We start from the raw sequence: 16,004 nt of genomic DNA, 5'->3' as shown, positions 1-16,004 counted from the left end.
GGATTATAAGGAGAAAATTATGGGAACCAAAAAACAGGTCAAGCACCTTTCGTTCTTGTCATTGTTGTCAGTAGCAGTACTTTCTCAGCTTTTAGTTGATGATGGTAGTCTGTCATTTACCACAAAGACAGTTAAGGCAGAGGATACCTTAACAGCGACGACTCCACTTGTCACAGCACCAGAAACTACTACCGTTTCTGAAACAAATAAAACTGTTGAACCAACAGTGACAAGTAGGGTCTTAGAGACACCAAAAGCTACCTTCTCAGTAGCAGCACCAGTAGTTGTTCAACCAAGCACAGAATTATCGACACCAGTAACACTAGCAGCTACAGCGGATGAACCTCCAGCAGACGAAGATGTTCCAGACTTAAACGAACAAAATTTGATAAATCAGGTTAATCAACAACTAGATGATATCCAATTATTTCTTGATGAGGGTGATGTGGCTTATGCAAAGCAACTGTTCGATGATGCGGCTGCAGATTTTGCAGCTGTAAACAACATTGTGAATATGAAGGCTTCTAAGGCAACGCTTTTAGAAAAAATTGAAAAATACCGTGCTCTTGTTAATGGAGGAAGTACGACTCCAGTGACAGTTACAAAGACAGAAGTAATTGCCGTAACAAAGGTTTATGAAGCAGATCCAAGTCTAGCTTATGGACAACAAACAACTAAAATAGGTACAGCAGGAGAACAAAGTTACACTGAAACTAATGGTGTACGAGATGCTGGTTCAGAAAAACTCATCACAGCAATGGTTCCGACAGTTATAAAAGTTGGGACAATGCCAAAAGAAGAAGTGGTTGTTATTCCAGCACCAACCACAGTTGTTTATGAAGATGACCCAACATTAGAAATTGGTCAAACTAAACTAAAAACAGCAGCAGTAGCAGGAAGCAAGACAGTTGTTACAAGTTATCAATTAAAAGATGCCACATCAGCTGAAGTCATTACAACAAGCAGTGAAAAAGACATTGTTGCAGGACAAGAAGCAGTATACTTACGAGGGACCAAACAGCCAGATGTTGTACCAGTGACAGTTACTAAGACGGAAGCAATCGCCGTGACCACAGTTTACGAAGCAGATCCAAGTCTAGCCTACGGCCAACAGATCACTCAAACAGGTACAGCAGGGGAACAAAGTTACACTGAAACTAATGGTGTACGAGATGTTGGTTCCGAAAAACTCATCACAGCAATGGTTCCGACAGTTATAAAAGTTGGGACAATGCCAAAAGAAGAAGTTGTTGCAATTCCAGCACCAACCACAGTTGTTTATGAAGATGACCCAACATTAGAAATAGGTCAAACCAAACTAAAAACAGCAGCAGTAGCAGGAAGCAAGACAGTTGTTACAAGTTATCAATTAAAAGATGCCACATCAGCTGAAGTCATCACAACAAGCAGTGAAAAAGACATTGTTGCAGGACAAGAAGCAGTATACTTACGAGGGACCAAACAGCCAGATGTTGTACCAGTGACAGTTACTAAGACGGAAGCAATCGCCGTGACCACAGTTTACGAAGCAGATCCAAGTCTAGCCTACGGCCAACAGATCACTCAAACAGGTACAGCAGGGGAACAAAGTTACACTGAAACTAATGGTGTACGAGATGTTGGTTCCGAAAAACTCATCACAGCAATGGTTCCGACAGTTATAAAAGTTGGGACAATGCCAAAAGAAGAAGTTGTTGCAATTCCAGCATCAACCACAGTTGTTTATGAAGATGACCCAACATTAGAAATAGGTCAAACCAAACTAAAAACAGCAGCAGTAGCAGGAAGCAAGACAGTTGTTACAAGTTATCAATTAAAAGATGCCACATCAGCTGAAGTCATCACAACAAGCAGTGAAAAAGACATTGTTGCAGGACAAGAAGCAGTATACTTACGAGGGACCAAACAGCCAGATGTTGTACCAGTGACAGTTACTAAGACGGAAGCAATCGCCGTGACCACAGTTTACGAAGCAGATCCAAGTCTAGCTTATGGACAACAAACAACTAAAATAGGTACAGCTGGAGAACAAAGCTACACTGAAACCAATGGTGTTCGAGATGTTGGTTCCGAAAAACTCATCACAGCAATGGTTCCAACAGTTATCAAAGTTGGAACAATGCCAAAAGAAGAAGTGGTTGTTATTCCAGCACCAACCACAGTTGTTTATGAAGATGACCCAACATTAGAAATTGGTCAAACTAAACTAAAAACAGCTGCAGAAGCAGGACATAAAACAGTAGTTACTAGCTATCAACTAAAAGATGCAAGTTCAGTTGAAGTCATCACAACAAGCAGTGAAAAAGACATTGTTGCAGGACAAGAAGCAGTATACCTCCGAGGGACTAAGCAACCAGATGTTGTAACAGTTGTTTCTGAAGAGATTGTTACTGAAGCAATTGATTATTCAAGCATTGTTGTAGAAAACTCTAACCTAGAAAAAGGAAAAGAAAATCAACTTCAGGTGGGTAAGCAAGGCGTTATAAAACGTGTTTACACTGTCATTACAGTAAATGGTGTCGAAATTTCAAGAGAATTGATTTCTGAAGAGCTGATTGAAGCACCAACTTCTGAAATTATTGAAGTTGGGACAATGGAAAAACCAACTCCAAGCAACCCAGTAAAAAATACACCGATATCGAATCAGACTCAATTGGATACTCCAAAACAAAAGCAAGACGTAAAACAAGTAGTGACAAAAGAAGAATTACCTCGAACGGGAGATTCTAATCAATTACTTGAATTATCAGGCTTAATGCTTTTAGGAATGTTGGCAACTGTTGCAAAAGTCTTTAAGAAACGGTTCTAGAAAGGTGGTATTAAACAAGATTGATGGAGTGTAATTGGATGTCATGTTATTTGATTAGCAGCAACGCAAGCGAGAAAAACACGATATATGAGGTTAATTAGATAACAGTATGTTAGCATGATTGAGATGCTATAGAGGAGAGAGAGAATGAAGCAAATAGACAAACAAGCTTTTAAAAAGTGGTTTGTTAGAGTTCTAGTTGCCATGGTTGCAGTATCGGGGACGGCATTTTTTGCCAATGGATTGTTTGTAAAAGCTCAAGAATTGGGGACAATCGTAACAGGTACAACAACAACAACCAAAGCAACACAAGAAGGGTGTTCTATTAAAATAGAAACCGTTGAAAAAGTGGATTGGAAAATGCCTAGACAGCCAATCGACTTGGTAATTTTACAAGATAATAGTGGTTCCTTTAAAGATACAATTGGCAGTGTTCAGGAGGCTTTGAAAAAGTTAACAACACCTCTTGATGCTGGTGCAACCTATGATGAAAAGAACCCAAAACTTGTTTTTACAAGTAACCCAGAAACGACTGACCGCGTTATGGTTAATACCTATCGTGGGATTGACTCTGATATTAGTTACCGGAGTTCAACCTACAAATTTACTTATAATGCATCAAGTAAATATGTATATGTAGATATCGATACTTACTTACCTGGTTATTTTCGCTATAATTCATATGGTCAAAAGTTCTTTTATTACGACAATTACTATCCGTTAGAAAACTTGAAAGGTTCATATGCAACAGGAACTATTGGCTCAAACCCGAAAACGTCAGTGAATGATTTTACTACAGTAGTTGGGGTAACGCCGGAAACAGGAGCAGATTATCGTTATAATTATAAGCCAAGTGCTTTAATGAGTAGTACAACTGATATCAATAAAGCAATTGATAGTTTCCATACGAACGGAGGAACACCAACAGTACCGGCTATTGATGATACCATAGCAGAATACAATCGTATCAAAGGGCCTATGACCAATAATAGAAAAACTGTCTTCTTATTAGTAACAGATGGTGTTGCTAATGGGTATCGGAAAGTTGGTGATCCTACTGTCTATTTTGATCGTAGTTTAGACCGAACAGAATTGCTTGTTAGGGAATGGGCTAGTTATGATGAAAACGGATATCAAGTTTGGCCTGAAGCGGCACAAGATTACATTAAACGTGCTGCTGAATTGAAAGCAAAAGGTACTGACCTGAAGCAGAAACTTGGTAATGATGCGACTGTTGTTGTAGGATTCTGGGAAGATACTAAAGCTTTTACAGGAAATGCACAATATGGATCAGCTTATTTAAACCGTCTAGACTCGCCAGACTCAAAAACAACAATGCAGACGGGCGACCCAAGATCCATTCAAGCAGTCTTCCATGAAGCTATTGAAAGTGTGGCCTCACCTGACAAGATTCTTCCAACTGGAGAAAAGGCCTCCTTCTATGTTAACGAATCTGATATTAATGTCTTTTCAGATAAGATATTAAAAGCTGTAACCTCAGCCCTTGTCAAAGAAGATGTTAAAGGTGATTTCACCATTACAGATGGATATACCGTTGATTCCATTACTTTGAATGGTAAAAAGGTTGTTGAGACTGTAACTGATTCAACAACTCAAATTCGTGGAACTGTAAAACAAGAAGGTAATAAGGTCACAATTGCTGTTCCAGAAAGTGTCTTTAATCCAGGAAGTAACACTTTTGACTATAAATTAAACCGTAAGGAAGAACCGGCTGGCACAACAGAGGCTAATGAGACTGTTCCGCCAGATAACTACACCCCTACAAAAGTTAATAGAGAAGTTGGTCAACTTGTTGGAACCTTTAAGGTTGGAACCTATACCAGTGCTCAGATTGGGTCGACAACACCAACCATGGTAGAGGTTACAGACCTTAAATATTGTTACCCACGTGCAACAAAAGATGTCAAAGATAAAGATTCTAGTAACGATACAAATGGAGATGATGGGAAGTCTGGAAATCTTGCCCAAGACCCATTGTTAGCATCATTAGGTCTTAATAGACCATCCTATGCAGCAAGTTTAAGCGATCAAAAAGAAGAATTTACCTATACAATTGATTACAATATGTATAACATTCCATTGGAAATGAAACAAAATGTTATGTTTACAGACCAATTGAATTATCATTTGCAATATGTAGATGCTTACGTTACTGATCAGGCTGGTAATAAGTTAACAAACTTTACAGTATCAACACAAGAGACAAAAGATGCCAAAGGAAATGCAACAACAACAGTTGTGGCACAAGTTCCAAAGTTACCAGGTACAAATAATGACACCATAAAAGAGGGTGAATATGGTGGACACAAGTTTAAAACTTATAAACTTATCATTAAAGCCCGCATCAAAGATCAATATACTCTCGAAAATAACGCTACAGAGTATTATAAAATGATTCAAGATAACAATGGTTTAGGTTTCTTAAACCAGGCGGCAATTATTTGGAATGGAAACACAACAGCTGTTGATGATCCAACTAGCCAACTGCGTCGATCGAATGCAGTTTATGTAGCACCACCATTAAAAACAGATGTTACTAAGGAAGTGTCTCAAGACTCAAATGTCAAAGGTGGTAATCATTTAGACTTATCTACACGATTGGATGACTACTACTACCGAATCAATTCAACATGGCCAGGTATTTTTGATTCATACACAATAGAAGATATTTTAGTACCTGAGTTAAGAACATTAAACAGTGAAGGTAAAGACCTTGTTTATGTTAACGGCGTATCTATCCCGTCGCTGACAAAATTTATCAAAGTTGAACAAGTTAACATTAATGGTGAAACTAGAGACCGCGTTTATTTGGATTTACAAAAGACAAGTTTAACACGTACTGACTTACTAAGAATTAATCGTGAGATTACTGCAGCTAATCAAGGCAATACAGGCCCTGCAGTATTAACCTTAGCCATTAAGGCTCGTATCAAAGAAGGTGCTTCATTAGACAGATATCTTGATAAGAGCGGAAAAGTTCTTGTTCCAAATACTGCCAATGTTCTTTTGAACAATGAAAAATTGGAATCCAATAAGGTTACAGTGTCGCCAAATACACCAACAGCACTAAAACTAATTAATGCTGAAGCAACTCATTTAAACAGCGCTGATGGTCAAACATTCTCATATGATGTTTTTGCGACATTACCGTCCGATATTAACAAGGCAACAGAATATGTTATTCGTGATGAATTAGATGATCGTATCGAATTAGTCAATTTTGAAGGAACAAACAGTCCGCTGAAGATGGTTGGTACAGATGCATCTGATTTCACAACAGAAGTTGTTGTTGAAAATGGAAAACAAGTTATTTACTCACGCATGAAGTCAACTTCATTTGCAACAGTAAAAGCTAATGATCCGATTCACTTGGTTGTTAATGCTAAAGTTAAAAGTGGTGCCACAGGTACAATTGATAATATTGCAACAATCAATTATAATGGCAAACCAACGGCAACAACACCGCCAGTTACAGTAACCCCACCTCCTCCAGTGACAAAAACAGTTGAACCAACTGTTACAGAACGTCAAGCTGGTGAAGCTGATGGCGTAACGGAAGGAACATACAAAGCTGTCATTAATAAAGCTGGTGAAGATATTGAATTAGCTGTTTGGAATGACCCTTATATCTATAAAGTTAAATCAGTTGTTCCAAAAGGTGCACAAACATTTACAATTGAAGATACCTTGATTCCAGAAATGGAAATGGTTACTAATGTCACTGCACAACATCCAAGGAATGTTTTTATCACTGTTGACGGAGCACAAGTTGAGATTCCAGCAAATCAAATTAGTGTGGATCAAACAGATGTTAATAAACAAAAAATTTCAGTGTCCTTAACAGAGGATCAAATTAAACAATACGCGGATAAGGAAATTACCCTCAGCTTTACAGCTAAATTTAAACAGTTTGCAAGCTTGACGAAGTACATTTCAGATCAAAATGGAATGCCAAAAGCGCCAAATACTGCCTTTGTTCAAGTCAATAACAATCCAAAAGTGGAGTCTAACAAGGTTACTGTGACACCACCAGTCAATAAGCCAGAATTAAAGAAAACTGTTAATGACACACTACACGCAGATTTAACAGGACGTTATGAAGTCTTCAAATATGGCTTAACAACAAGTATGCCATATAACGCTAAAGACTTTGTTGTGACAGATGTTTTAGAGCCGGTATTACACTTCACCTCGCTACCAAATGAAGTTTTGGTTACTGTTGGAGAAAAACGTTACACAGGAACTGAGTTAACTGACATTCTCAAAATTGAGAAAAAAGTAGTTAATAATGTTGAACGTGAAGTGGTAACTGTTACATTTGGGGCCAAAGACATTCAAGGCAATGAAGGAAAACCTGTTAATATCGAGTTCCTTGCGCAAGTAAATAATGAAGCTGATTTAACGCCCTACCGTTATGTCACAGAGAATCACTCTGCAAAATATGGTACAGATATTAACCATGCAGAGATTCCAAATACAGCAAGTTATTCAATTAATAACACGTTTACTCAAGATTCAAATAAGGTTACGGTCACACCACCGCCACCAACAGAATCAAAAATTGACAAGAAAATTGAAGACCCAAGTTCTACAACAACACCTAAGGCTTTAGTTACTGACTTAACTATTAAAAATGAGCAAGATTACAATTATATTGTAGATGCAACATTGCCTTCAAATATTTTTGAATACAAATCATGGAAATTAGAAGATACTCTTGATCCAAGATTACAATTATCTCAAACAAAAAATCCATATGTTGAGACTGTTCGAGATGACGGTAGACCAATGGACCAAACTGATACTGACTACTTGAAAGAGCATTTCAAAGTATCTGTTGAAGATGCCACAGTGGATGGTAAAGCAACTAAGAAAGTTGTTGTAACAGTTCCTGAAGGCATGATGAAAACACTTCATGATAAGTATAAAATTCGTTTGATTATTCCTGCTCAGATTAAAGCTGGTGTAACAGATACACAAATTCCAAATGAAGCTATTAAAACAGGTGTCAAACCAAACAACGATGTTCATGTGATGAAGCCACCTGTTGTAACAGTAAACCCACCTCAACAAGATCCTGATCTTAATAAAACAATTATTAAGAAAGAAACAGATGGATCAGAGACAAAAGTTGGACATTTAGATGTTGATAACGAAGTGCCATACAACTATGAAATTACGTCTAACTTGCCAACAGATATTCTGAACTATAAGAACTTTGTTATTACTGATACTCTAGATAGTCAATTAACAGCTCTTAATACAGATACTCAAAAACCAGTTATTAGTGGTGCGGCAGCAGAATTCTTCGATGTTACAGTTGAAGGTCAAAAAGTCACAGCAACGATGAAAAATATCAATGCTATTTCGTTGACGCTTTCTGAGACTGAAAGAACAGCTTATCTAGCTCGTGCTAAAGAAGCATTAAGCGGTAAGCAAATTGCATTAATTATTCCAGCTCAAATCAATAAAGGGGTGACAACACTTCTCATTGAAAATAAAGCTAACTTAGTATTTACTAATGCTGTAAATGAAGAAAAGAATAAAGAAACACAACCAGTAACAGTAACACCTCCAGGTGAAACACCTACTGTTGATAAGAAGATTAATAAAGAGTTAACATCTGCAACGGTTGCCTTTAATTCAAACTACACTTACAATGTCACAAGTAAGTTGCCAACGGATATTACAACTTACAAAGCTTATGCGATTGTAGATACGATTGACCCACGTCTTGCTATTCAAGGAACACCTGTGATGGCTAAGATTGATGGTGTTGATATGACACAATTCTTTGATATCACAGTTGTTGACAATAAAGTTACAGCAACAATGAAGAATTTTGTTAATGCTAAAGCCCTTGCTAATAAAACTGTGGAGCTTGTGATTACTGCTCACGTCAAACTTGATGCAACACAAACCTATCCAGAAAAACCAGTCACAGTTGATAATAAAGCAAGTGTTGAGTTTACAAATAAAACAGGTGTTGTTGGAACTCCAGTTGAGTCACCAACAGTAACCGTTACAACACCACCATTGACTAAGATGATTAATGAGTCATCTCTTCACTTGGATACACCAACTGAGCAAGCTTATCATTACAATATTAAGACAGCTCTGCCTTCTGATATTGGAAATTATAAGACGTTTGCCATCAACGATACCATCGATAAAGATTTAACAGCTAAAACTGCTACTATCAAAGATCCAGAAATGGCCAAATTCTTTGATATTACAGTAAGTGCTAAAGAAGATGGTAAAGCACAAACCGTTACAGCAAAAATAACTAATTTTGAGGCGGCTAAAAAATATGCTGGTGTAGAAGTTGAACTTGTGATTGCATCACAAATCAATAAAGGAGTTACACGTCAAGAAATTCCAAACCAATCAACAGTGACTTATAGTAATAATGTTACTGTAGATGGAAATCCAGCTGTTGAAACAACAACTCCACCAACGCCACCAGTAACAGTAACCCCACCAGGTGAAACCCCAACAATTTCTAAGAAAATCAATGACACATTGAACACGGCAGTCTTTGAGCCAGAAGCAACTTATACTTATAATGTTAAGTCAGTTCTTCCGGTTGACATTGCCAAATATCAGAAATTTGTGATTTCAGATGATGTTGATTCTCGATTGACCGTATCTTCAGATGCCAAAGCAACCTTCATTAAAGATCCAGAAATGGCTAAATTCTTCACTGTTGCAGTGAATGGGCAAGCTGTTACAGCTACGATGAAGAACATCTCAGATGCCAAAGCTTTAGCAGGCAAAGAAGTGGAATTAGTTATCACTGCTAAAATTAATAAGGATGCTAAGTTAGCCGCAGGTGAAACTGGCATTCCTAACCAAGCTATCGTTACCTATCGTAATAAATCTGCGGTAGATAGCGATCCTGATACTAAAACCCCACCAACACCGCCAGTTAATGTTGTCCCTCCAACCTTAACTAAGAAGATTAATGAGACACTTGATCACTTAGACACACCAACTAAGACAGATTATAAGTACCACATTAAAGCTCAACTGCCGACAGATATTGCAAATTATTCATCATTTGAAATTAAGGACACCTTAAACAATGATCTTGCTATTCAAGGAAAACCAGTTATTAGTGGAGAAGCCGCTAAATTCTTTGAGGTTGTGGTTTCAGATCAAAAAGTGACCGCTAAAATCACAGACTTTAAAGCAGCAGAAGCTTATGCAGGTCAAGAAGTTGAACTTGTGATTACGTCACAAATCCGTGATGGTGTGGTAACGACAAATATTCCAAACACTGCTGAAGTTAGCTTCAATGATAAACCAGCTTCAGAAGGTCTACCGAATAAAACAACCCCACCAACGCCACCAGTAACAGTGACTCCACCGACAGTAACTAAGAAAATCAATGAAAATCGTGATCAATTAGCTATTGAAAATGGTAAGGAGTACACTTATAACATTAAGACAACCTTGTCTAAGGCTATTGCAAGTTTCAAAAAATTTGAAATCACAGATAGCGTTGACAAAGACCTTACCGTTATAAAAGCTGATATTAAAAATGAGGCAATGCGTAGCTTCTTTACTGTAACAGTTCCTGAAAAAGTTGCTGGACAAGGGCAAATCATTACTGCAGCCATCAATAACTTTACTGCGGCAGCACCATTTGCTGATCAAGAAGTAGAACTAATTATTACTGCAAAAATTAATGATGGCATCACAAGGGCAAGCATTCCAAATACGACTAAAGTTATCTACAATAACTCTAATGTAGTGGATGTTCCAGACCTTGAGACCCCGCCAACGCCACCAGTAACCGTAACCCCACCAGGTGAAGTTCCAACAGTGGAGAAAACTATTAATGGCAGCTTAACAGAGGCTGTTGTTGAGCCAGAATCAAATTACACGTATAATATTACTGCGACACTTCCAAGAGATATTGCGACGTATAAAATCTTTAGTATTGTAGATACACTTGATGTTCGACTTAGTCTTGCAGAAGGTGTTAAACCGACAATTAAAGGTGAGGCTGCTAAATTCTTTACAGTTGACGTTTCAGGACAAAAAGTAATTGCTAAGATTACTGACTTTAAAGCAGCAGCAGCTTATGCTAGCAAATCAGTAGAATTGGTCATTCCAGCGCAACTTAATAAAGATGCTAAATTAGCCGAAGGTGAAAAAGGTGTTCCAAACGTTGCTAAGGTAACTTATCAGAATCAGTTCCATGCTGATGGTACTCCTGACAGTGAAACACCGTCAACCCCACCAGTAACGGTAACTCCTCCAACATTAACTAAAAAGATTAATGAAAGTATTGATCATTTAGATATTGATACTGGTAAGGATTACAATTACAATATTAAGACAAGTCTTCCAAGTGATATCACTTCTTATCAAACATTTGTGATAAATGATACCCTTGCAAAAGAACTTGATGTCAAAAATACACCAATCATTAAAGGTGAGGCTGCTAAATTCTTCGATGTTAACGTAGACGGACAAAAAGTCACAGCGACAATGAAAGATTTCGCTAAAGCAGGTGCCCTTGCTGGTAAGGAAGTTGAGCTTGTGATTACAGCTCAAATCCGTAGTGGTGAGACGCGTCAAAACATTCCTAACCAAGCTACTATGACGTATACTAATAAAGTAGATGCAGATGGTAACCCAGGAACAACCACGACAACGCCACCAACGCCACCAGTAACCGTAACTCCTCCAGGCGAGAACCCAACTGTAACGAAGTTGATTAATAAGACTGAAAAACACTTGGATGTTGATAATGAGAAAGATTATACTTACAATATTAAGGCAGTCCTTCCAAACAATATCACAAGATATACCTCATTTGTTATCGTAGATGACATTGATAGTGATTTAGTTGTCCGAGGTCAACCAGTTATTGAAGGTAGCGCGAAAGACTTCTTCGATGTTAAAGTAGACGGTCAAAAAGTTACAGCGACAATGAAAGACTTCGCTAAAGCAGGTGCCCTTGCTGGTAAGGAAGTTGAACTTGTGATTACAGCTCAAATTAAAGCAGGTATCACTCGTCAAAACATTCCAAATACCACTAAGGTAGTCTACAACCGTAACTTTATCAGCGGAACTCCAGGAACTGATGGCACAACGCCACCACCACCAGGAACAAATACACCGCCAGAAGAAACCCCACCAACGCCACCAGTAACAGTTACCCCTCCGGGAGAAACACCAACGGTATCTAAGAAAATCAATGAAACAGAATCACACTTAGACATTGACACTGAGAAAGATTATACTTATAACATTAAGTCAACTCTTCCAGTAGATATCGCTAAGTATAAAGCATTCACTATCGTTGATACCTTAGATAAAGACTTGGCAATCCAAGGAACACCAGTTATTAAAGGTAGCGCGAAAGACTTCTTCGATGTTAACGTAGACGGTCAAAAAGTCACAGCGACAATGAAAGACTTCGCTAAAGCAGGTGCCCTTGCTGGTAAAGAAGTTGAACTTGTGATTACAGCTCAAATTCGTGAGGGTGTAACGCGTCAAAACATTCCAAATACAGCAAAAGTGACTTACCAAAATAAATCACATGTAGATGGAACACCTGACACAGAAACGCCATCAACACCACCAGTAACAGTGACTCCTCCAGGCGAGAACCCAACTGTAACGAAGTTGATTAATAAGACTGAAAAACACTTGGATGTTGATAATGAGAAAGATTATACTTACAATATTAAGGCAGTCCTTCCAAACAATATCACAAGATATACCTCATTTGTTATTGTAGATGACATTGATAGTGATTTAGTTGTCCAAGGTCAACCAGTTATTGAAGGTAGCGCGAAAGACTTCTTCGATGTTAAAGTAGACGGTCAAAAAGTTACAGCGACAATGAAAGACTTCGCTAAAGCAGGTGCCTTAGCTGGTAAAGAAGTTGAACTTGTGATTACAGCTCAAATTAAAGCAGGTGTAACTCGTCAAAACATTCCAAATACCACTAAGGTAGTCTACAACCGTAACTTTATCAGCGGAACTCCAGGAACTGATGGCACAACGCCACCACCACCAGGAACAAATACACCGCCAGAAGAAACCCCACCAACGCCACCAGTAACAGTGACCCCTCCAGGCGAGAATCCAACTGTAACGAAGTTGATTAATAAGACTGAAAAACACTTGGATGTTGATAATGAGAAAGACTATACTTACAATATTAAGGCAGTCCTTCCAAACAATATTACAAGATATACCTCATTTGTTATCGTAGATGACATTGATAGTGATTTAGTTGTTCAAGGTCAACCAGTTATTGAAGGTAGCGCGAAAGACTTCTTCGATGTTAAAGTAGACGGTCAAAAAGTTACAGCGACAATGAAAGACTTCGTTAAAGCAGGTGCCTTAGCTGGTAAAGAAGTTGAACTTGTGATTACAGCACAAATCAAAGCAGGTGTAACACGTCAAAACATTCCAAATACCACTAAGGTAGTCTACAACCGTAACTTTGTAAGTGGTACACCAGGTACAGATGGCACAACGCCACCACCAGGAACAAATACACCGCCAGAAGAAACACCATCAACTCCGCCGGTAACGGTAACTCCTCCGGGAGAAACACCAACGGTATCTAAGAAAATCAATGATACAGAATCACACTTAGACATTGACACTGAGAAAGATTATACTTATAACATTAAGTCAACTCTTCCAGTAGATATCGCTAAGTATAAAGCATTCACTATCGTTGATACCTTAGATAAAGACTTGGCAATCCAAGGAACACCAGTTATTAAAGGTAGCGCGAAAGACTTCTTCGATGTTAACGTAGACGGTCAAAAAGTCACAGCGACAATGAAAGACTTCGCTAAAGCAGGTGACCTTGCTGGTAAGGAAGTTGAACTTGTGATTACAGCTCAAATTCGTGAGGGTGTAACGCGTCAAAACATTCCAAATACAGCAAAAGTGACTTACCAAAATAAATCACATGTAGATGGAACACCTGACACAGAAACGCCATCAACGCCACCAGTAACAGTGACTCCACCAACACCAAATACACCTCCTCTTGAGAAGAAAGTAAATGGTGCTGATAAAGCTAATTTAGCAGAGCGTCAAGAAGTATTTACATACACACTTGATACAACCATGCCAACAGGAGCATTTGCATTTGACATTTCAGATACACTTGAAAATGTCTTAACAGTTGATGGTGCTGTCAAAGCAACCCTAGCTGGTAAAACAGTTCCTGCTGAACAAATTACTGTTAAAGATCAAAAAGTTACTATTACATTTACAAAAGATCAAGTGAAATCATATGCAGGAAAAGCTATACATGTAACATTTGCAGCTAAAGTTAAAGATGGTGCAGACTTGACACCTTATATGGTAAATGGTCCAACAAGTATTCCAAATACTGCTAACTACATCATCAATAATGATCCAAATATGACTAAAGATTCAAATACTGTTCCAGTGTTACCTCCAACACCAACGGAGCCTGGAATTGATAAGAAAATCAACAAAACACTTGAACACCTTGACATTGAACGTAACACCTCTTATATGTACAATGTCAATGCGGCATTGCCAAATGACATTTCAACATATAAAAACTTTGTCATCACTGATAACCTTGAGGACGTTTTAACAATCAATGGTGAAGTTGTTGTTTTAGTAGATGGTTACCAATTACCAGAATCAACATTTGTGAAATCTGTTGACGGCAATAAAGTGACTGTAACAGTTAAAGACTTTGCAGCACTTAAAGGGTATAAACAAATCCAAGTTTATATTCCAGCAAACATTAAAACAGATGCAGACTTAAGCAAATATGCTGATTCTAAAGTACCAAATACGGCACATCTAGCCTTCACAAACAGCAATGGTATTGATGGAAGTAAAGATACTGTTCCTGTAACGGTAACCCCTCCAGGTGAAACACCACCAACACCAGTTAACCCACCAACACCAGGTAAACCAGTGAAGACGGTAAGTGGAGTAGATGGTGACAATCCAACATATAGCTTACGTTTAGGTTTAGCTAGCGATGCCTTTAGATTTGATATTAAATCAGTCGTACCACAAGATATGACAAAAGAAAAACGTCAGAATATCACAAGTATTACGATTAAAGATAGGTTAGATAACAATCTTAAAGTAACAAGTGTTGCTCTTAAGATTACTGGCCAAGCTGATGCGATTTCAAACTTTATTGACGAAGATTATCAGGAAGCTAAAAAAGCTTTAGATGAAGCTAAAGCTAAATTAGAGGAGATTACAAAAGCAACAGGCACTGCAAGTCAAGAACAGGTCACTCAAGCTAAGGCTAAAGTTGCTAGCCTTGAGACACAAGTCAAAGCTGTACAAAGCAAACTAGCTGAATTGAAAGTTCCAGACGATACTGCTCCAACAACAGATTCTACAGCGCCAAGTGGATCTGATGGAGGCAAAGTTCTAATTGATAAATCTGCAGAAATTGCAGCACAAGAAAAAGAATTAGCAGCATTGACAGGACAATTAAATGAAGCAAAACAAGCTTTAGAAGCAGCATCAAAAGCATTAAACGAAGCTAAGACTCCAGCTGAAATCAAAGTTGAAGCGGATAACCAACAAAAAGTTATTGCTAAAGCACAAGAAGCATTTGATAAAGCAAAAGAGAAAAAAGATAAGGTTGATGCTAAGACAGCTCTACTTGCAAAAGTGACTGAAAATGGTGAATTAACCAAAGAAGCTTTAACGGCACTTGGAGGCAAAGTTACTATCTCAGCAGACGGTCAAACCGTCACAGTTGATATTAGTGATGAAGCTACTATGGAAGCCCTTAAAGGCTATACAGTTTCTGCAATTATCTATGCTAAAATCAAAGATGTTACAGCATTGAAAGATGTCCATTTCAAAGATGGTATCTTAAACACTGCAGAGGTTCAATTTAATCATGATCCAAGTCAAGACATGACTAAGAAAACAAACACTGTAAAAGTTACTCCACCAAAACCAGAGGGTCCAAAACCTCAAACGCCTCCTACAGGCAAAACCCCTCCAAAACATCCGACACCAAAAACCCCAGGAAAACCAGTCCTTCCAAGAACAGGTGATACGACATCACTTATTGGAGCGGCGATTGGCACACTATTATTGGGTCTTGGATTTGTCGAATTGAAAAGGAAAGAAAGCTAACAAAGAATTTAAAGCATTCAATGTAGCAAAA

2 protein-coding genes are annotated in these 16,004 nt (G+C 38.2%); both read left to right on the top strand.

Translation table 11 applies throughout. From position 1 onward, the window contains the following. The first annotated feature begins 19 nt into the window (after positions 1–19). Positions 20–2,809: a G5 domain-containing protein gene (locus Q9317_RS09795; protein ID WP_003100254.1), complete on the top strand. Its 2,790-nt coding sequence runs from the start codon at positions 20–22 to the stop codon at positions 2,807–2,809. 147 nt (positions 2,810–2,956) lie between these two features. Then, entirely contained in the window at positions 2,957–15,973 is a 13,017-nt protein-coding gene (locus tag Q9317_RS09790) for an isopeptide-forming domain-containing fimbrial protein (RefSeq protein ID WP_003100253.1), read from the top strand. The last annotated feature ends 31 nt before the right edge of the window (positions 15,974–16,004 follow it).

It is taken from the genome of Streptococcus iniae (assembly GCF_030732225.1).
Taxonomy (GTDB): Bacteria; Bacillota; Bacilli; order Lactobacillales; family Streptococcaceae; genus Streptococcus; species Streptococcus iniae.
The sequence above is the reverse complement of the archived record's forward strand: the minus strand, read 5'-3'. Positions and strand labels throughout refer to the sequence as shown.